Origin of the sequence: Marinobacter flavimaris (assembly GCF_045057155.1) — a bacterium.
GTDB classification, from domain to species: domain Bacteria; phylum Pseudomonadota; class Gammaproteobacteria; order Pseudomonadales; family Oleiphilaceae; genus Marinobacter; species Marinobacter manganoxydans.
The window spans coordinates 486,218-505,349 of sequence record NZ_CP171359.1 but is presented as its reverse complement, the minus strand read 5'-3'; the positions used below and the strand labels follow the sequence as shown (position 1 = coordinate 505,349).

The following is a 19,132-nucleotide window of genomic DNA, read 5'->3' as shown; positions in this document are numbered from 1 at the left end:
TGCGGAGGCTTTTTTATTGTCGTCTGATGGAATTACAGACCTTACTCCAGATTACCCGATCCCAGACTAAAGTCTATCGACCGAAAGTGCGATTTTGTATCTGGCTTCACTCCGCGAGGCTCTTGTGCACCACCTCATAAACATCCCGGGACAATCCGGATTTGTCGCGAATACGCTCCAGGGCAGATTTCATCTGAGCGCTGTACGCGGGCGCAAACTTTCTCCATCGGGTAAGCGGCGTCACCAGGCGCGCAGCAATCTGCGGGTTGCTGTCGTCCAGGCGGCAGACCTGATCCGCCAGGAATTCATAACCAGAACCGTCAGGCTTGTGGAAAGCAGCCAGATTCTGACCCGCAAACGCACCCACCACAGAGCGAATCTTGTTGGGGTTTTTCCAGTCGAACGCCGGATGCTCCAGAAGCTTACGGATGTCCGCCAACTGCCCGGCCTGATCACTGGACGCCTGCACAGAGAACCACTGTTCAACAACCTGCGGATCTTCCTGGAACCGATCATAGAAGTGATCAAGCGCCTGCCGGCGATCAGCCTCAAAGCCCGAATTGACGAGCGCACGCAAAGCACCCATGCGATCGGTCATATTGTCAGCAGCGTTCAACTGGCTCACAGCCAGGCCCCGACCCTCCTCGTCATCAATCATCAGCAACCAGGCCAAAGCGGTATTGCGCAGGCTACGACGGGCAATGGCCTCCGGCGTCACCTCGTAGGGACCACTGTCCTGTTGGCGCTGGTAGCAATCAATCAGCTCGCCTTTCAGGGCACCGGCCAGGTGCCGCAGCACTGAGTCACGAGCCCGGTGAATGGCTGGCACATCGGCGTTTTCGGTAAGCTCAATCAGGTACGCTTCCGAAGGAAGCTGTAGCATTTTCGCCACCAGGGCCTGATCCAGATCGGTGTCGGAAATCAGCTTGCGATAAGCCTCAACCAGTCTTGGTTCGATGTCCGCATCGTCCGGCGCTCCGACCAGTGACTGGATGACATCGACGGCCAGTCTCTGGCCCGCATCCCAGCGGTTGAAACCGTCCGGATCATGGCTCATCAGGAAGAGCAGCTGTTCTCGGCTCCAGTTGTAGCGAACCCGAACCGGCGCGGAGAAGTGCCGCAAAAGTGATGGCACAGGTCTGGATTCGACGCCATGGAATTCGAACGTGTGGACGGCTTCGGTCAGCTCAAGCACCCGCTCCGTCGGCGCACCCGAATCTCCGGATTCAAGCTGCAACGGCAGGGGCTGGCCATCCTGTCCAAGCAGACCCAGCGCAAACGGGATGTGCTGGGGTTTTTTGTTGGTCTGGCCCGGGGTATCCGGAATGCTTTGCTCAATAGTCAGGCGGTACACACCTGTCTCCGCGTCAAAGTCGTCCGAAATGGCCAACACCGGCGTGCCGGCCTGCTCGTACCACAGACGGAACTGGCTCAGATCACGGCCGGAGGCATCCTCCATGGCTTTTACAAAATCATCGGTTGTGACGGCCTGGCCATCGTGGCGCTTGAAATACAGGTCACTGCCCTTGCGGAACATGTCCGGCCCCAGCAGGGTATGGATCATGCGTACGACCTCTGCACCTTTCTCATAAATGGTCAGGGTGTAGAAGTTAGAGATTTCCATATAGGAAGCCGGCCGCACCGGATGCGACATCGGGCCTCCGTCTTCAGCAAACTGGGCGGTACGCAGCAGCGTGACATCCTCAATCCGCTTCACAGTCGGCGAACCCATGTCTGCCGAGAACTGGGAATCCCGGAAAACGGTAAAGCCCTCTTTCAGGCTGAGCTGAAACCAGTCGCGGCAGGTGACCCGGTTACCTGACCAGTTGTGGAAATATTCGTGGGCGACGATGGCCTCAATGCGCTGGAACGCCAAGTCCGTAGCGGTTTCCTGGCTGGCCAGAACACAGGACGAGTTGAAGATGTTGAGCCCCTTGTTCTCCATGGCGCCCATGTTGAAGTCGTCTACCGCCACAATCATGAAAATATCGAGGTCGTATTCTCGACCATAGACTTCCTCATCCCAGCGCATGGAACGCTTCAGCGAGTCCATGGCGTGATCGCATTTCTCGGCGTTGCGGGGCTCCACATACATGCGCAGATCGATGTCGCGGCCAGAGCACGTGGAAAACGTGTCCCGTTTCTCAACCAGATCTCCGGCCACCAGGGCGAAGAGGTAGCAGGGCTTGGGGAACGGGTCTTCCCAGGTGACAAAATGCCGGCCGTTTTCCAACTCGCCTTTTTCCACATCGTTGCCGTTAGAGAGAAGGACCGGATAGGCGTCCTTGTTGGCTTCGATGCGGGTTCGGAAACGTGCCATCACGTCCGGACGGTCCGGGAAGAAAGTAATGCAGCGGAAGCCTTCTGCCTCACACTGGGTACAGAACATGCCGGAGGATTTGTACAGACCTTCCAGGCGGGTATTATTCTGGGGCTCAATCCAGGTCACCACGGTCAACGTGAACTGCTCCGGTACCGAGCGAATAACAAGCTGGTCGCCCCGGTCCTCATAGTCTCCCGCAGCCAGGTCGGCACCATCCAGGGCGACGGATTCCAGCGTCAGACTGTCGCCGTCAAGCTCCAGAGGTGCAGACACTTCATCAGATTCCGGGTTGCGGCGAACGTCAAGCGTGCTGTGCACACGCGCCCCGTCTTCAAAGAGCTCGAACCTCAGGTCTACGGTGTCGACCAGATACGCCGGCACCTTGTAATCGCTCAGATAAATGGTCTGTGGCTGGCTGGTACGCATTGGTTTTCTCCAGAGTTCGCGGTCTGCAGGTGCGTATGATCAGCACCTGCAGACATGAAAAGAAGGGCCGGGCAAGGCGCTGTCAGCCTTCCATGACCCGGAAACGGACTTCATAACCGGTGAATTTCCGAATGTTGATCACACCGGTATCCAGGATAAGGTACTGCCCCTTTATGCCCTCGAGCACGCCCTCCACTTCCGGCGTTTTGTCGAGGTTATGGGTTTTGATCTTTTCTGGCCAGACCTTGACGGGATAGCTCAGGCCAAGACCCTGTTCGTCAACTTCCCGGATCGAATCCTGACCGTGGGTCTGCCTGAGGGCCTCAAGATCGTCAGCGATCAGCCCAAGCATGCGCTGACGCTCCTGTGCCAGATCGAGCTCAGGAACATCGCCCTTGAGCATGGCCCGCCAGTTGGTCCGGTCAGCGACATGGGCCTTGCAGGCGACTTCCACAAGGCCTGCGAGGTATCGCGTTGCAACGCGCACCATCGGTATAGCGTCAACAGCCCCCTGGTCAATCCACCGTGTTGGCACCTGGGACGCCCGGGTAATACCAACCTTGAGACCCGACGAGTTCGCAAGGTACACCACATGCTCCACCATGCAATGGGTTTCTCCCCATTCCGGCTCCCGACAGGTACCAAGGTGATAGTGGCACTTCTCCGGACTCATGATGCAGCTGTCACAAGCGGCAAGCTTGCGGAAACAGGGGTAACAAAAGCCCTGATTGAAGCTTTTGTTGGTTTTCCTGTCGCAATGAATACAACGAATCACGCCATCAAAATCCAGGCGCAAAGGCCTGCCGATCAGATCATTCAGAGGAATGCGGGTATCGCCAACGGCAATGGAGTAGGCCACCGGGTTTCCGGCCTCCGCCGGCATTTTCCGGAGCCGGCCGGTGACATCAATCAGTTCGCTCAAGACTTGACCTCGACAAACTGGCTGGGATCCATATCGTCTTTATCCTGCTTGCGCTGCACCGAAGGATCGCAGGCGGTACCGGCTTTGCTGCCCCGATCCAGGTAGCCAGTGCGCTCTTCTTCAGGAATGTTGTGAAGGTTCTCGTAGTAGATCACCGCTTCCAGGCTGATTTCACGCTGTTCGGGCGTCAGTTTTCGGCCATCAGGCCATTTGCCGAGTTCAATTGACTGCCGGAGGCTCCGGTAGACATTGGGATCCAGTCGCTCGATCAGTTCTTCGTAAGTCATCCCGCTCTCCTGAAAAAACGTTCATTAAAAATATGGCGGAACCGTTTGACAGCATCAAACGATAATGATTATCATTACTTCACCAAATGACGACGGTCGTATCATTTGGTCTCTCTCATCAGGAGCTAAAAGCTCTTTTAACGCCCCGCCTCTGGCGGGGCTTTTTTATGCGCCCCTTCTGCCTTTTACGGGCAAAACCACCGCAAGGGCCAGGCCGGCAACAAACCCGCCCAGGTGCGCCTCGTTGGCCATACGCCCGAGCCCGATCATTTCGGGCAGCGGGGTAAATCCGATGACCATCCACGCAACGGCAAAGGTTACCAACGCAGGTGGAAACTGAAACCTCGGTGCCGATCGCTGGCTGAGCCAGCAATAACCCAGAATCCCATAAACCACTCCCGATAGCCCACCGAACAGCGGACCCGAGACAAAATACTGCAGGCCGTTGGAAATCAGGCTGGTGATCACAAACAGCATGATTAGCCGGGCGCGACCATCAAACCACTCGATCTGGCTACCCAGAAACCAGAGCATAACCGAATTGAAAATGATGTGGGTCCAGCTGAAGTGCAGAAAATCCGGCGTCAGCAGCCGCCAGACCTGGCCGCTTGCCAGCGTCGCTGTCAGCGCTTCAATGCGGCCGGCCATGGTGCTCCAGTCGTAATCCCGGGGGTCGATCACCATCAGGCTGGCCGCCAGCTCATTCTGCCCCATGGCCGTGAGCCAGACCATGGCTACCGCAAACACGATAATCCCCAGCACTAGCGGCGCATGACGCGGAGAAGGTTGCCAGCGGCCACCAACAAACACCGGCGAGCGGTTCTGACGATCCACCGCTTCCCTGATCTCCGGTTCCGCCATAAAACGGTCAAGGGCCGAGAGCACGGGTTCCGCATGGGCGGGATCTTCCAGCCAGAGCACCTGGAACCCGCCCTCTTCCGTGATGCGGTGGGCCACACCCTGACCGTTCAGCCAACGGCTGAAGCCCGCCAGGTTTACCGTGGTATCCAATTGCTTGACTCGGTACACCGTTTACTCCGCCTCCGGAAATGATTCAGCCACAACGCTCGGTCTAGCGTGCGAGACTGTCCTCGCTATTGGGATAATCCGCTTGCTCCGGTCTTTCCACATCAACCCAGACAAATTTGTCCCGGGAAAGTGCCCGCTCACCATCCATTCGGTAAGCGACCAACCGCCCGTACTTCACGGCACTGTAGTCGATGCACGCGACATTGGATTTGAGCGGCGCCGGCTCTCCTTCCATCCAGTAATGCCCGACAAAAACCGGGGGCGCATCGAGAGGATAACTGATCAGCTGCTTTCGCTCGCTTTCCGTCAATACGCGGCTTGCCACTTCCGGTGGCAACGGGTCCGGCTGGAAGACAACATCGGCATAGGTATGAGGATCGTCGGCCCAGAACTTGGTTCGGAAAAACTCGCGCACATAGCCATCCCGACCGGTGATGGTCATTCCCCGGGGGAGCCGCAGATCCGTCCCCCTCAAAAGGGTATCCATAACCTGCCCGGCAAAAGACTCGATGGCGGCAGAGGCGTGCAGGAAATCCTCATCAATGCACGCACCACCCTGCGACTGCTTGAATTTCTCGATCAGGTCGCCATCCCAACACGCGTGCACAACGCGGAAATCCTCGTCGTCGATGAACAGCGGTATGGTGTAGAACCACTCGAGAAACTCATTCCACTCGTAGGGGTGCGCTTCGAACTGCTCGAGAGTCTCGCGGATCAGGCGGTCGTGACGCGCGTTGTGCTCGCGCAGGAAGGTTTTGCCGCTGCCCGGGCGCGCCCGCGTACAGTAACCCAGGGCATTGTACTCATGGTTGCCCATGACAATTCGGGCCGAACCATGTTCCACCATATCGCGCACAAGGTGCAGGGCTTCACGGATGCGTGGGCCACGATCAATGATATCGCCGATGAAGATCGCCTGACGACGGGGGTGCTGGTAGACCCCGTTGATCTTCCGATAGCCCATCTGGTCCAGCAATCGGGCCAGGGTATTGGCACAGCCGTGAATGTCGCCAATGATGTCGTAACCGCGGTTTGCGGTCGGTTTTGTCGCAGCCATGATCAACTCGCTGATATTTCACTAGCCCAGCCAAGCTTGTCACGGCAGGTGGCGTAGAAATTATGGTCTGTGGGGTGAATCAACCGGATCTTGAACGGCTTTTTGGTAATGCGAATGATATCGCCTGGCGCGCAGGCAATGTTCATCTGGCCGTCAAAGCTGATTTGCGGATAGGTTTCATTGGTCTCCCCGATCACCAGTTTGATTTCACTCTTGCCATCGACAACGATCGGCCGGCTACTGAGAGTGTGGGGAAACATGGGCACCAGAACAATGGCGTCCAGCTTCGGGTGCATAATCGGACCACCGGCAGACAGCGAATAGGCGGTAGACCCTGTCGGCGTAGAGACAATCAGGCCATCCGAACGCTGGCTGTACACGAAATGGCCGTCGATGAAGAGGTCAAAGCCAATCATCCGGGTGGATTTACCGGGATGCAGTACGACATCGTTCAGGGCCGTACCAAACCCCAGGGGCTGGCCGTTGCGCTCAACATTGCCATCCAGCAGGAACCGCGTCTCCTCCATGTACTCGCCTTCCAGAACCTTGCCCAGGCGCTCCTCAAGATCGGACGGCGAAATGTCAGTCAGGAAGCCCAACCGCCCACGGTTCACCCCAAGCAGGGGAATCTTGGACTTGGCCAACTCCCGGGCGGCGCCCAGAAGGCTGCCATCCCCGCCAACCACGATGACCAGATCACAGATTTCGCCCAGAAGCTTTTTGCTGGCCACCTGCAGGCCATGCCCTGGCAGCATGCTGGCTGTGTCTTCTTCAAGAATGACGTGGTAATTGTTGGTGATCAGGTACTGTTTGAGCTGGCGCAGTGATTCAACCACTTTCACACTGCCCATTCGGCCAATTACACCAATGTTCCTGAACTGATCCATGAAGTTTCCTGTGATGTCGGGATGCGGCGGGGACCAACGAAACCGTTACCCCGGTGACAATCTGGCGTACAGTTTAACGAAAGTCACCCCGATACTGAAAAAGTTCGAACCTCAGGCCTGGTGTTTCTCACACCGATCGTCAACGCCCGGGCGGAATTCCGAGGGTTGGCTTACCCGCAGGATAGGCTCACCGCAGGGTTTGCCATCATTGCCCTTGTGGGTGCACACAGGATTTTCATAGTGATCCAGCCATTCACGATAGGCGGGTTCATTCATGCCGCAGCGTTCCGCGGCATAGGCGGTGGGGTTGCTGAAGTAGGTCTCAATGTCCTTGAAGGGCAGCGTTACGTGACCGACGCCTGGCTGGTAGGCCACCAGGAACACCGCCTGGCGCTGCAGGTGGTCCATGATGGAGTCTTCCGGAGGTTCGCGGTTTCTCAGCTCGTGGTTCTCTTCCTCGAGAGCGACAATCTTCTCGTCTCTCAGCTCGAGTTCACGCTGACGCCGCTCCAGCTGCTCCCTGAGGAGCAGGAGCTCGGCACCCGCGTTTGAATCCTCCCGCTGTTTCTCCTCACCTACCGCGGCCATCTGCTCCTGCATGGCGAGGTACTGCTCGTTTCTTTCGGAAAGTCGCTTCTTGAGCTGCTCATTACTGAGGCGCTGGCGTTCGTATTTCTGCTCGAGATCCGCAATATCACTGCGTAACCCCTGGACCTCCAGCCGGTGCTCTCGCTGGATATCCGAAAGCGCATCGCGGTGGACACTCTGGAGGGTCTTGATCCGCAGGCGTTGCTCACGAATCAACTGCGCCAGGCGGGAACGGTCGGCGGCGGCTGCGGCCTCTTCGCGCTCCGAAGAATCTTCTGCCTGCTCACTCAGAACCGGAATATTCTCTTCCTGTACCGGCTCAACTTTGCGGAATTTAAGGCTATTGGCCTCTACTGCCTTGCGAATGGCCTGGAAATGATTATTCCCCGGGGTCATGTCCGGGTCCCAAAGATCCTCCTTGAACTTGGGATCGGGGCATTGGCTTCGGCAAACCAGCCGGATCGGACCACCGCCCATGTCCGGCCCCTTGGCGCCTTGCCTGGCGAGCTCTTCAATCGGCAGGTTCCAGTGACTGTCTGCCCTGCCCTCCTCATCAAACCAGATTCGGAAGAACACGAGTGCCTGAACCCGAAGATCGGGACTCAACTCAACCAGAACAGCCCTGACATCGGTTTCGGCAAGATCGGACAGCCCAACGTAGCCATCCAGGAAAGCGCCGAATTCCGTGGCCCGCATTTCGCGAGCCACCTGGCTTCCTTCCACAAAAAATACCGCCGAATAACCATCGGTTGCCTGGTCGGCAGACACCATTGCACGTTCTCCAAAGTTCAACGACTCGACACCACACGACAGAACACTGAGAGATGTTCCATCCGATCGTGGTGCCGGCCTCTTCAACCCCAGCCTCCCGGAGCCGGGGCGAAGACGCAAGCTGACAGACTCAAAGCTATTAGTCTAGCCAGACAATCGTTTCTGCACAGGGAAAAAGTGCAACGATTTGTGATCGTGTTTGCGCTTAAAGCTCTGCTGCCAGGCGACTGCCCTGGTTGATCGCTCGCTTGGCATCGAGTTCAGCCGCCACATCCGAGCCACCAATCAGGTGAACTGGCAGGCCCGCTGCCTCGAGTTCGCTTTGCAGTTCGCGCAGCGGCTCCTGGCCCGCGCAGACGATAATGGTATCCACGGGCAGCATACGATCTTCGCCCTGCTCTGCGCCTTTCGGCGTGACCGTTATATGCAGCCCCTCATCATCGATTTTACGATAGGTCACACCGGGCACCATCTGAACCTGACGGTTTTTTAGGGAAGTCCGGTGAATCCAGCCGGTGGTCTTGCCCAGGTTCTTACCCACTTTCGAGGCCTTGCGCTGAAGCAGATAGACTTCCCGGGCCGGCTCCGGTACCTGGGGCTCAACGCCCTGGATGCCACCACGATGCTCGACACTGAGATCCACACCCCACTCACGCATGAAGTGATCGGTATCCAAAGCAGCTGACGTGCCCTTGTGGATGATAAACTCGGAGACATCGAAACCGATACCGCCGGCGCCGATCACGGCCACTTTCTGGCCAACCGGCTTGCGCTCCAGCAGCGCGTCCAGATAACCGATCACTTTGGGATGATCGATACCCTCGATTTCCGGCGTACGCGGCTTTACGCCAGTGGCCAGAATCACTTCGTCAAAGCCACCGGCTTTCAGGTCGTCAGCGCTAACCCGGGTGTTCAGGCGTAAATCGACCTGATGCTTGTCGAGCATCACCCGGAAGTAACGCAACGTCTCGTAAAACTCTTCCTTGCCCGGAATCAGCTTGGCAACGTTGAACTGGCCACCAATCTCACTGCCGGCGTCAAACAGTGTCACCTTATGGCCACGCTCTGCCGCCACGGAAGCAAAAGCCAGTCCTGCCGGGCCGGCACCAACCACCGCGATGGATTTGGGCTTCGCGGTCTTCACGTAGGTCAGCTCGGTTTCATGACAGGCGCGGGGATTGACCAGGCAGGACGTCAGCTTGCCACTGAAGGTGTGATCAAGGCAGGCCTGATTACAGCCGATGCAAGTGTTGATCTCCTCCGCGCGATCTTCCGCCGCCTTCAGAACCAGATCGGCGTCTGCGAGGAACGGCCGGGCCATGGACACCATATCGGCATCGCCCTCGGCCAGAATCTTCTCGGCCACATCCGGCATGTTAATCCGGTTGGTGGTGACCAGAGGAATGCTCACTTCACCTTTCAAGCGCGCGGTCACCTTGGTAAATGCGCCCCGGGGAACTGAGGTGGCAATGGTAGGTACGCGGGCCTCATGCCAGCCAATACCCGTATTGATGATGGTTGCACCCGCCTTCTCGATTTCCTTGGCCAGATGCACCACCTCTTCCCAGGTACTGCCGTCTTCAATCAGATCCAGCATGGACAGGCGGTAAATCAGGATAAAGTTCTCGCCCACTCGTTCACGAACCCGGCGAACGATTTCGATGGGCAGACGAATGCGGTTTTCGTAACTGCCACCCCAACGGTCAGTCCGATGGTTGGTATGAGACACAATGAACTGGTTAATGAAGTAACCCTCTGACCCCATCACTTCAACGCCGTCATAACCGGCGCTTTGTGCCAGTGCGGCGCACTCCGCATAGTCCTGAATCTGCTTCTCGATGCCGTCTTCATCCAGCTCCCGGGGCTTGAACGGATTGATTGGCGCCTGAATGGCCGAGGGTGCCACCAGCTCCGGAGAATAGGCGTAGCGGCCAGCGTGGAGGATCTGCATGCAGATCTTGCCATCAGCTCCATGCACCGCATCGGTAATGACCCTGTGCTTCTCGACTTCCTCTTCGGTGGTCATCTTGGCGGCGTGCTGGAAAACGCCCCCCTCCACATTCGGAGCAATACCGCCAGTCACGATCAGGCCGGCACCGCCTCTGGCACGCTCTGCATAGAATGCCGCAAGGCGTTCGAAGCCATTTTTGGCCTCTTCCAGGCCGGTGTGCATGGAGCCCATCAGGGTGCGGTTACGCAGTTTGGTAAAACCAAGGTCCAGTGGCTCAAGCAGGTTCGGGTACTTGGCAACGCCTGACGTCGTGCTCGCGGTCATGTTTGCTCTCCTCATCGTGATCTCGGGCGGAACGCCTGTAAATGACAGGGCTCCGTTCATTGTTGAGCCTTAAACTACCCGCGCATCTTGCCATCGACAATATCCAGGGATAACATTTTATTATCTTTGCATAACATGTCAGACAAAGGCTTCAATGAACGCCCACCTCTCCAGCCCGTCAAAAAACCGAAACTCACTCGGGGACATCAGTGTTCTCTATGTGTCGGCTCTTTTGCGGGCCGCCGAAGCCGAAGGCGCCAGCAGCGCAGAACTGGCATCCCGTTTCCAGCTTGACCATCAGACCCTGACATCACCGGAAGCGCGCATCAGCATCCCGCGGTTTATGCGTCTGGGGCATGCCGCGATCAACGAGACCGGCAACCCGGCTCTCGGGCTGAGGATGGGTGCGCTATCACGCCCTGTCGACGCGGGTATTGCAGGGCTGGCCGGAGAAACCGCCGGCACCGCTGGCGCAGCACTCGCCACGCTGATTCGATACGCTCTGCTAACCAGCCGCAATAGCCGTGGCGTTCCAACGGTCCAACCGGAAACCCGGCAAGCAAAGTTCTACTCGATTCGTCCCTATAACGGCTTCAACTACTTCGTGGTGGATTCTGTTCTTGCCGCGTGGACCCAGTTTCTCAGGACCGTTACGGGCCGTTATGACGTTCTGGAGAAGGTCACTATCGAATACCGATCAATCGGCCAGGATGATTTGTTCGAGAGCTGGTTCCGCTGCCCCGTGCAGTTTGGAGCTTCGAGCAACAGCCTTACCGTTCGTCAGGACATTTGGGAAAGCGCCAGCCAGCAGGCTCAGCCCGCCATGCATGAAAAGCTTTCGGATCTCTGCGAACGGGAACTGCAGCAGATACGACGGGGGTGGACCACAGGCGACCGCGTAAAAAACCTTCTCACACCCCTGTTTCGGGGCGAGACACCCAGCCTGGAAACCATTGCAGTTAAACTGGGGATTGCGCCATGGACGCTCCAGAGACAACTGGCCGCCGAGGGAACCGGATTCAGGGAACTGGTGGATGAAACGCGAAAACAGTTAGCGCGGGATTATATTCGGGAGACAGAGACATCACTGGCAGAGATTGCCTGGCTTCTGGGTTTTGCCAATCCTGCGGCCTTCCACAAAGCCTACCGGCGCTGGTTCAATCTAAGCCCCGGGGAGCACCGAAAGCAGATCAGGCATGGATGACATCGGTGATGGTTTCATCCCTTGCCTATAACTCCATGGCGTCGTCCCAGCCATCATCGTCTTCATATTCTTCGAACTGGTTTTCAATCAACTCTTCTTCGTAATCCCGCATCACAGCCTTCCTGATTCCTGAATTTTCAGAAATAGCCTAGAAGTTCTCAATGACAGAACGATGACAATGAAGCTTGGCGTTGAATGTAATGCAACTGGAGAAGTCGGATAACGTGAAAGGTAAAACGAGGGGAAAAAATGGCGGAGCGGACGGGACTCGAACCCGCGACCCCCGGCGTGACAGGCCGGTATTCTAACCAACTGAACTACCGCTCCGTGCGGGTCATCACAGCTCGCCTCGAAAAGGCTTGGCAATCAAGGGTGTGATTGCTCTGTGACAACGAGGGCGCATTATAAAGAGGCGCCCTGTTATGTCAACGCTTTTCCTAAAATATTTTCAGAAAAAGCGTTCTGTTACATGGCATCGACCATGGCGTCCTTGCCCTGGGCGGTTTTGCGGTATTCGATAGGTGTCATTCCGGACCAGCGTTTGAATGCGCGATAAAAAGTGCTGGGCTCAGAAAAGCCGGTCAGGTAGACAATCTCATCAATGGATTCATCGGTGGTTGCCAGCAACTGACGGGCCAGGCGATAGCGAAAATCCGCCAGTACCTGATTGAAACTGGTCTCGGCCTCTGTCAACCGGGTACGCAGGGTCCTCGGCTTGATGCCGAGCCGCTCGGCCACGGCATCGAGGGTGACCTCTCCACTATCGAGGAGCTCTGCGACAATCCGCTCCACCTGACCAACGATGTCTTTCTTCTCCAACCGGGCAACCTGTTCGCTGGCAAACCGCTCGTGCAGATCCAGCAGCTCCGGCTCGGCATGCGGCGAAGCATGGGAAAGCAGCTTGGCCGGGAAATACAGCCGGTTTTCCGGCGCACCGAAGGTGACATCGCACCCCAGCACCTCGCGAACATGATCCTGGCCCTCGGCACGCTCATGCTCGAACTCGATGCGTGACGGGTAAAAGTTGCCATCGGTGATGGAGCGGAAAAAGGTAATCAGTCCCAGCACGAAACATTCATTGAAATGCCGTAAACGACGTACATCATCAGACGCTGCATCCAGAACCATGCAGGCATCGTCGCCCTCAATGAAGAAATCGGTGTTAGCGGCATCACTCAGCAGACGCTGATAGTTCTGGGCCCGACGCAGGCCCTCGCCGAAGGTTGGGCTGCTCAGAAAAAGGTATTCCAGCACCTGCCCCTTATACGCTGGCAGCAACTGTCCCAGATGCAGGCCAACATCCGGATCGCCGGAAACATCCTCAACAGCCTGCCAGAAGTACATCTGCGCACTGTGGGGAGTTCGAAGCTGTTCGGTATAAACGTAATTTTCATCCACACCCAGACGGCTGAAAATCGCATTGGTATCGATTCCCTTCTTTTTCATCGCCTCATAAATCAGGCGCAACATCACTCCCGCGTCACGAAGTTCCTGCATAAGATCCCGTTTTCTTATTTGTTGACTTCTACTTTGGCCGGCCGGACAGTCGCCGGGGCTCGCCAGGTCAATGCCTGATCTGGCAGGGTTTGCCACACTCCAGAGGTTTGTCAGATCCAGAGGGCCCAGAAAAGGCACCCTGTTAGACAATCGTCTTATATTAGAGCATATCAGGCCACGAACGCCGAGTTGTACCAAAATGTAAAAAAAAGCATATCCTCTGCTACTACGCTTTTACTCAGGCAGCGCCGGCATTTCCGGTCGAGGCTATAAAGGAGAACATCCATGCCAGAGACCCTCGTTTACCACACGACACCACCCGCCCTATTGCCCATGTATGGCAGAACACTGCTGCCGAAACAAAAGCAAACCGGCGGTGACGTCAGCATCCCGGAGTTAGCCGCCAGCCTGCTTGGCGTCAGTACTGCCGGCAAGAACCTCAAGCGCTACCAGCAGGTCTGTGGCTTCGCGGCAGGTAGTCATCTGCCCGTTACCTGGCCCCATGTGCTGGCTTTTCCACTGCACCTGAAACTGCTCACCGAGAAGGCCTTCCCCCTGCCGCTGCTGGGCCTGGTGCACCTGCGAAACACCATTACCCAGCACCGGCCGATCGGCACCGGGGAGAACCTGGATTTATCTGTACGACTGGGGAATACCGCAAAAAGTGACCGGGGCGTGGAGTTTGATCTCATCACCGAGGCTCGCTCGGCTGGCAAACTGGTCTGGGAAGAAGCGAGCACAACGTTGTTCCGACAACCGGATGGCGAGAGCAAGTCGTCCGGCAAAAAAACACCGCCAGAGCTGGAACGTTATCCGAACACCGAAAATTTCAAGGCGCCCGAATCGATTGGCCGGCAATACGCCCGGGTATCCGGCGACAGCAACCCGATCCACATGCATGCCCTGAGCGCCAAAGCGTTCGGCTTTCCAAGGGCAATCGCCCACGGTATGTGGACCAAAGCCCACGCACTGGCGCTACTGGAACAACAGGAAGGCTGGCAAGCCAGTGCCCTCAGCATCAGCTGCCAGTTCAAGAAACCGCTGTTTCTGCCTGGTACAGCCCAGCTGAACTGGAAAACCGGAGAAACGGGGTGGGACTACCAGGTGCTGAATGCCAAAGGCGATGCGCCCCATCTAACCGGGCGCGTCGACTGGCTTTAGGCAGGCTTGCCATCCGGTGCGCAGGGGGAACCCTGGGCGCCGGCAACGGGCAACGTGAAATAGAAACAGGCACCACCGCCTTCCGGCCGCTCGAAACCGATGTCGCCACCCTGCGCCTGTATGAGGGAACGGCAGGTTGAAAGACCAATCCCCATCCCTTCATCCTTGGTCGTGAAGAACGGCAGGAACAGTTTCTCTTCGGCATCTTCCGAGAGGCCGATGCCGTGATCCCGCACCTGGATTCGAACACAGGTGCCACCCTGCACACTGGCACTCACTTCTACCGGCGCGCTGGAATCAATACTGCTGGTCGCTTCCAGAGCGTTGCGAATCAGATTCAGGGCGACCTGCTGTACCTGAACCGGATCGGCCAGAACCTCAGGCATATCCCCAGGCACGGACAGCTCAATAGCGCCCTTGTTATTACGCATATCCACCTCGGCAAACTGCCGGGTGTCTTCCAGCAACGCGGGCACCGACAGTACTTCCTTGCCCGTCGCCGGTTTTTTCATGAATCGACGAATGCGTCGGATGATTTCACTGGCGCGATGGGACTGTGCCTCGATCTTGTCGAGGGTCTCCTGGAGCACCCCCATGTCAGGGCTTTCCTTTACCATCATCCGCTTGGCGACCCGGGCATAATTGGTGATGGCGGTCAGCGGCTGGTTCACCTCGTGGGCAACGCCGGCGGCCATTTCACCCATGGTGGTCAGGCGCGAGGTATGGGCAAGCTGATCGCGCTGTTCCTGAACCAGTTGCCGGGCATCCTCCAGCGCCTTTTCATTGTCCAGTTCGGCGGTGATATCCCGGAATACAACAACCGCACCGTGGAGCTCGTCAGAGTCCAGTTTCGGGGTTGAGCGGTACTCCGCCGGAAAGCCGGTTCCATCGGCCCTTAGCATTCTGATATCCCGCTGGTTCTCGGCCACACCCTGCTGACAGGTCGCCTTCACCGGCAGTCCGTCCGGATTGTCACCGGCAGTCGCGAAGTGGGTTTCGAAGAAATCACGACCAATCAGCTCTTCCACCGGGCAGCCAACAATTGACGCCGCCGCCGGATTGGCAAATTCAATAATGCCGTTCTCATCGAGGCCGTAGATGCCTTCGCTGATGGAGTTCAGAATCCGGGCCTGGTCACTTTGCAGCTCCCGGTTGCGGGCCTGCAACTCTCTTTCAAGACGAATAACGCTGGCGTGGGTTTTCACGCGAGCGATCACTTCCTGGGACTGGAACGGCTTGGAGATGTAGTCGGCACCGCCGAGTGAAAAGCCCTTCACCTTTGCCTGCAGGTCGTCCAGCGCAGACAGAAAGACGACGGCACAGTCGGCCGTCTGCGGGGCGGCCTTGAGGCGCTCGCAGACTTCATAGCCGTCCATCTCCGGCATCATGATATCAAGGAGAATCACTTCGGGCTGATGGCGGTGGGCAAGGTCGAGGGCCTTTTCGCCCTCGTTGGCAATGAGTAGCCGGTAACCTTTGTCTTTCAGGGTCTCATAGAGGACTTTGAGGTTCTGCGGATTGTCATCCACGAGCAGAACCGTCACCTCCGAGTTCTCGCTGACAGCTTCAGTCATAAATGTCGGGCCGGTTAGAAAAGTAACCGTATGATGCCGCCGGGATCACCCTGCGTCGATAAGGTCCTTTACGGACAGGACCATACGAACGAGATGTGCCAGGGAATGGGTCCCCATCTTGTGCATAACGCGGGAACGGTGGATCTCGACCGTGCGCTGGCTGATTTCCAGCTCAATGGCAATCACCTTGTTGGCCTGACCGGCAATCATACGGTCCATGATCTCGTGTTCCCGGGGGGTCAGGCTCTTGATGCGGCGAATGATCTCCTGCTTCTCGTCCAGAGACTTGCGCTGCTCAAGATCCTGTTTGAGGGCTGCCTCAATTTTCTCCAGCAGTGCCTCCTCACGGTAGGGCTTCTGAATGAAGTCCACAGCGCCCTCTTTCATGGCGTCGACGGCCATGGGGACGTCACCGTGACCCGTCACAAAGATAATCGGCAATATGGAGTGTTTTTCATTGAGCTTTTTCTGGAGCTCCATACCGTCCATGCCCGGCATGCGAATATCCAGCACAATGCAGCCTGCCATCTTGTCGGAGTAGTCCTTCAGGAAAGCGGTTGCACTCTCATAGGTCTTTACCGGCTTGCCGTCGGATTTCAGCAGCAGCTCCAGGGAATCGCGGACTGCTTCATCGTCCTCAACAACGTACACGGTTTGCTGGATATCAGTCATGGGTGTGTTCTCTCCTGTCCGTTTTCTTATGATCGCCGGTCAGTGAATTGACGGGTCTTTATGGTCGTCACGGGCATGTTCCTGACGCTCGTGTTCCCGCATTTTTTCTAGCCGTTGCTGGATAATGCCAAAAACGCTCTGCTTCGGGTACCTGCCTTTGTCATCGGCCTTGCCCGCAGGCTTTCCAAGCAGCAGCGTGATGGCCTCTTCAACACGGGCGACCGCGTACACCGCAAACTGCCCCCCGCGCACTGCCTGCACCACTTCGCTGTCAAGCATCAGGTTCTGCACATTGGTGGATGGCACGATGACACCCTGGCTGCCTGAAAGCCCACCCTTGAGCTGGCAGGTGGTAAAAAAGCCTTCCACTTTTTCGTTGACACCGCCAATGGGCTGAACCTCACCAAACTGGTTGACCGACCCCGTAATCGCAAGATCCTGCCGAACCGGTATACCGGAAAGGGACGAAATCAGCGCGCACAGCTCTGCCAGAGACGCACTGTCTCCGTCCACTTCACCGTAGTTCTGCTCGAAGGTCAGACTGGCCGACAGGTGCATCGGATCGTTGACCGCAAAATGGGAGGCTAGCCAGGAGCTCAGGATCATCACGCCCTTGGAGTGCAGATTGCCACCAAGCTTTACATCTCGCTCAATATCCATGACCGCGCCATCTCCATAATAGCAGGTAGCGGTGACACGGTTGGAAAGACCGAACTCAAATCCACCCGTGGACAGCACCGAGAGTGCATTAACCTGGCCAACACACGTGCCACTTGTAGTTACGAGCGTTGTGCCGTCACGGATGGAATCATAGAACTGATCCCGGATCCGGCTGCTGCGGTATTTCGCGCTTTCCAGCGCGCGCTCAACGTGCAGGTCCTGGATCAGCTTGGCACCGGCCTGACGGGCCCAGAAATCGGATTCCCGCAGCAGGTTGGCAATATCGGCCGCGTGCAGGGACAGTCGATCCTGATGCTCGGCCATACGGGCACTGTGTTCAATCACCCGGGCAACCGCCTTGTTCGAACAGTGCAGTAGCTTCTTCTCGCTCACCAGGCTGGCGATGAACTTGGCATATAGCAGCTGACTGTCATCGGAACGGTACATTTCGTTCTCGAAATCCGCCGTGACTCGAAACAGCTCGGCGAATTCAGAATCGTATTCCTGCAGCAACATCCAGGTTTCACGGTCGCCGAACAGAACAATCTTGACGTCCAGGGGCACCGATTCCGGTTCAATTGAGATGGTTCCGGACAGCGTCAGTTCCCGTTCCAGGGAATTTATCTGTATGGACTTCGAACGCAGCGCACGCTTGAGGCCATCCCATACGAACGGTTGCTCCAGAACCTTGATGGCGTCCATCAACAGATAGCCACCGTTGGCCCTGTGCAGGCTGCCAGGGCGAATCAGGGAGAAATCCGTGAACACGGTGCCCTTGAAGGTGACGTTCTCAACGTAACCGAACAGGTTGTGGTAGGTGGGGTTATCCTCCACCACCATTGGTACTTCGTTGGTTTTCTGGTGCACCAGAACATTGACGAGGTAACGGCGGGGCATCTTCTTGTCGAGGGACGCATACGCAATCGCTGCCTGTTCCTCGTTGTCATCGAGGAAAATCTCGAGATTTTCAACCAGGTCCGCCCGAACCGCCTCAAAGAAGGCGACCACGTCCGGCAGATCCTTGTATTTCTCGATCAGCTCATCGATCTGATGGCCTGAGATACTCTCGAGGGTCTCCTGGTTCAGGGCTTGCTGTTTATCAGCGTATTCCTGTTCCCAGTCCGCCAGTTTGCGGAGCGCCTGCCTGAGCTTTTTCTCAAGCTTGTTGATGGCATCTTCGAACTTGTCGCGCTGCTCATCAGTCAGAGCCTGGAAAGATTCCGCAGTGTGGGGTTCGTCGCCATTCATGGCCACCAACCGATAACCGCCCGGGGTTGTCACAGTGAGGCTGACTTTTTTGCGCTTGGCCTGTGCCGCCACCTTCTCGAGCTCGTCTTCCTGTTTTTTGCCGTATTCGTTTTTCAACTGTTCCGAGCGCTCAAGAAAGCTGTCGCTGTCAAAGGTCTGTGGAATAACCTTGACCAGGCGACTCATCAGCTTTTCCATATCCTGTTTGAGCTGGGTACCCTTCCCGGCCGGGAGCTGCAACAGCTTCGGAATGCGCGGCTCCTCGAAGTTGGCCACGTAGCACCAGTCATGGCTCTGCTGATCCGTATCCACATGATGCTCGAGGTAACGCAGCATCATGGTGCGCTTACCCAGGCCATTACGGCCAACGGCATAGACGTTGTAACCGCCATGGGGCATTGCCAGAGCAAAACGCACAGCCTCCTGGGCACGGTTCTGGCCAACGATTTCAGCCAGGGGCTCCAGTTGCTTGGTGGTTTTGAACGGCAGATCTTTCAGAACACAGGCTTTGTAAAGCTGGTGCAGAGGCAGTGACTTCAAGGTTTGGTCCT

14 protein-coding genes and 1 tRNA gene are annotated in these 19,132 nt (G+C 56.9%); 2 read left to right on the top strand and 13 right to left on the bottom strand.

The genetic code is table 11. The features are described 5' to 3' along the window. Window positions 1-106: 106 nt before the first annotated feature. From pepN to ACGK9W_RS02505, 8 genes are all read right to left on the bottom strand, one after another. Window positions 107-2,749, bottom strand: a complete 2,643-nt coding sequence (gene pepN, locus ACGK9W_RS02540; RefSeq protein WP_405418975.1) for an aminopeptidase N — start codon at window positions 2,747-2,749, stop codon at window positions 107-109. Between the two features lie 82 nt (window positions 2,750-2,831). Then, window positions 2,832-3,671 (bottom strand): DUF2797 domain-containing protein, encoded by an 840-nt coding sequence (locus tag ACGK9W_RS02535; protein ID WP_405418973.1) that lies wholly within the window; start codon window positions 3,669-3,671, stop codon window positions 2,832-2,834. Beyond that, window positions 3,668-3,958 (bottom strand): YeaC family protein, encoded by a 291-nt coding sequence (locus ACGK9W_RS02530; protein ID WP_008170505.1) that lies wholly within the window; start codon window positions 3,956-3,958, stop codon window positions 3,668-3,670. The genes ACGK9W_RS02535 and ACGK9W_RS02530 overlap by 4 nt, the downstream gene beginning before the upstream one ends. Window positions 3,959-4,123: 165 nt before the next feature. Next, window positions 4,124-4,987: a rhomboid family intramembrane serine protease gene (locus ACGK9W_RS02525; protein WP_008170508.1), complete on the bottom strand. Its 864-nt coding sequence runs from the start codon at window positions 4,985-4,987 to the stop codon at window positions 4,124-4,126. Window positions 4,988-5,030: 43 nt separating this feature from the next. Further along, on the bottom strand, window positions 5,031-6,044 hold the full coding sequence (locus ACGK9W_RS02520) for a metallophosphoesterase (RefSeq protein WP_008170510.1): 1,014 nt from the start codon (window positions 6,042-6,044) through the stop codon (window positions 5,031-5,033). A 2-nt stretch (window positions 6,045-6,046) separates the two neighbouring features. Further along, window positions 6,047-6,931: an NAD(+) kinase gene (locus ACGK9W_RS02515; protein ID WP_008170512.1), complete on the bottom strand. Its 885-nt coding sequence runs from the start codon at window positions 6,929-6,931 to the stop codon at window positions 6,047-6,049. Between the two features lie 111 nt (window positions 6,932-7,042). Beyond that, on the bottom strand, window positions 7,043-8,290 hold the full coding sequence (locus ACGK9W_RS02510; RefSeq protein WP_008170514.1) for a hypothetical protein: 1,248 nt from the start codon (window positions 8,288-8,290) through the stop codon (window positions 7,043-7,045). Between the two features lie 205 nt (window positions 8,291-8,495). Continuing rightward, entirely contained in the window at window positions 8,496-10,565 is a 2,070-nt protein-coding gene (locus tag ACGK9W_RS02505; RefSeq protein ID WP_273084837.1) for an NADPH-dependent 2,4-dienoyl-CoA reductase, read from the bottom strand. A gap of 154 nt (window positions 10,566-10,719) precedes the next feature. On the opposite strand from ACGK9W_RS02505, the gene ACGK9W_RS02500 reads away from it, so the two are divergent. Further along, entirely contained in the window at window positions 10,720-11,769 is a 1,050-nt protein-coding gene (locus ACGK9W_RS02500) for an AraC family transcriptional regulator (RefSeq protein WP_008170518.1), read from the top strand. A 250-nt stretch (window positions 11,770-12,019) separates the two neighbouring features. Here the strand turns inward: ACGK9W_RS02500 and ACGK9W_RS02495 are convergent. Beyond that, a tRNA-Asp gene (locus tag ACGK9W_RS02495) sits at window positions 12,020-12,096 on the bottom strand. 138 nt (window positions 12,097-12,234) lie between these two features. Further along, the gene (locus ACGK9W_RS02490; protein ID WP_008170520.1) at window positions 12,235-13,266 is read right to left on the bottom strand and encodes an AraC family transcriptional regulator; all 1,032 of its coding nucleotides are present in this window, start codon (window positions 13,264-13,266) and stop codon (window positions 12,235-12,237) included. Window positions 13,267-13,551: 285 nt separating this feature from the next. On the opposite strand from ACGK9W_RS02490, the gene ACGK9W_RS02485 reads away from it, so the two are divergent. Then, window positions 13,552-14,427, top strand: a complete 876-nt coding sequence (locus ACGK9W_RS02485; RefSeq protein ID WP_008170521.1) for a MaoC family dehydratase — start codon at window positions 13,552-13,554, stop codon at window positions 14,425-14,427. Here the strand turns inward: ACGK9W_RS02485 and ACGK9W_RS02480 are convergent. The 3 genes from ACGK9W_RS02480 to ACGK9W_RS02470 are packed head-to-tail and all read right to left on the bottom strand — an operon-like array spanning window position 14,424 to window position 19,121. After that, window positions 14,424-16,001: a response regulator gene (locus ACGK9W_RS02480; RefSeq protein WP_008170524.1), complete on the bottom strand. Its 1,578-nt coding sequence runs from the start codon at window positions 15,999-16,001 to the stop codon at window positions 14,424-14,426. The genes ACGK9W_RS02485 and ACGK9W_RS02480 overlap by 4 nt on opposite strands. A 45-nt stretch (window positions 16,002-16,046) precedes the next feature. Beyond that, window positions 16,047-16,673, bottom strand: a complete 627-nt coding sequence (fixJ, locus tag ACGK9W_RS02475; protein ID WP_008170525.1) for a response regulator FixJ — start codon at window positions 16,671-16,673, stop codon at window positions 16,047-16,049. Window positions 16,674-16,712: 39 nt separating this feature from the next. Beyond that, window positions 16,713-19,121, bottom strand: coding sequence for an ATP-binding protein (locus ACGK9W_RS02470; protein WP_008170528.1), 2,409 nt, complete (start codon window positions 19,119-19,121; stop codon window positions 16,713-16,715). Between the last annotated feature and the right edge of the window lie 11 nt (window positions 19,122-19,132).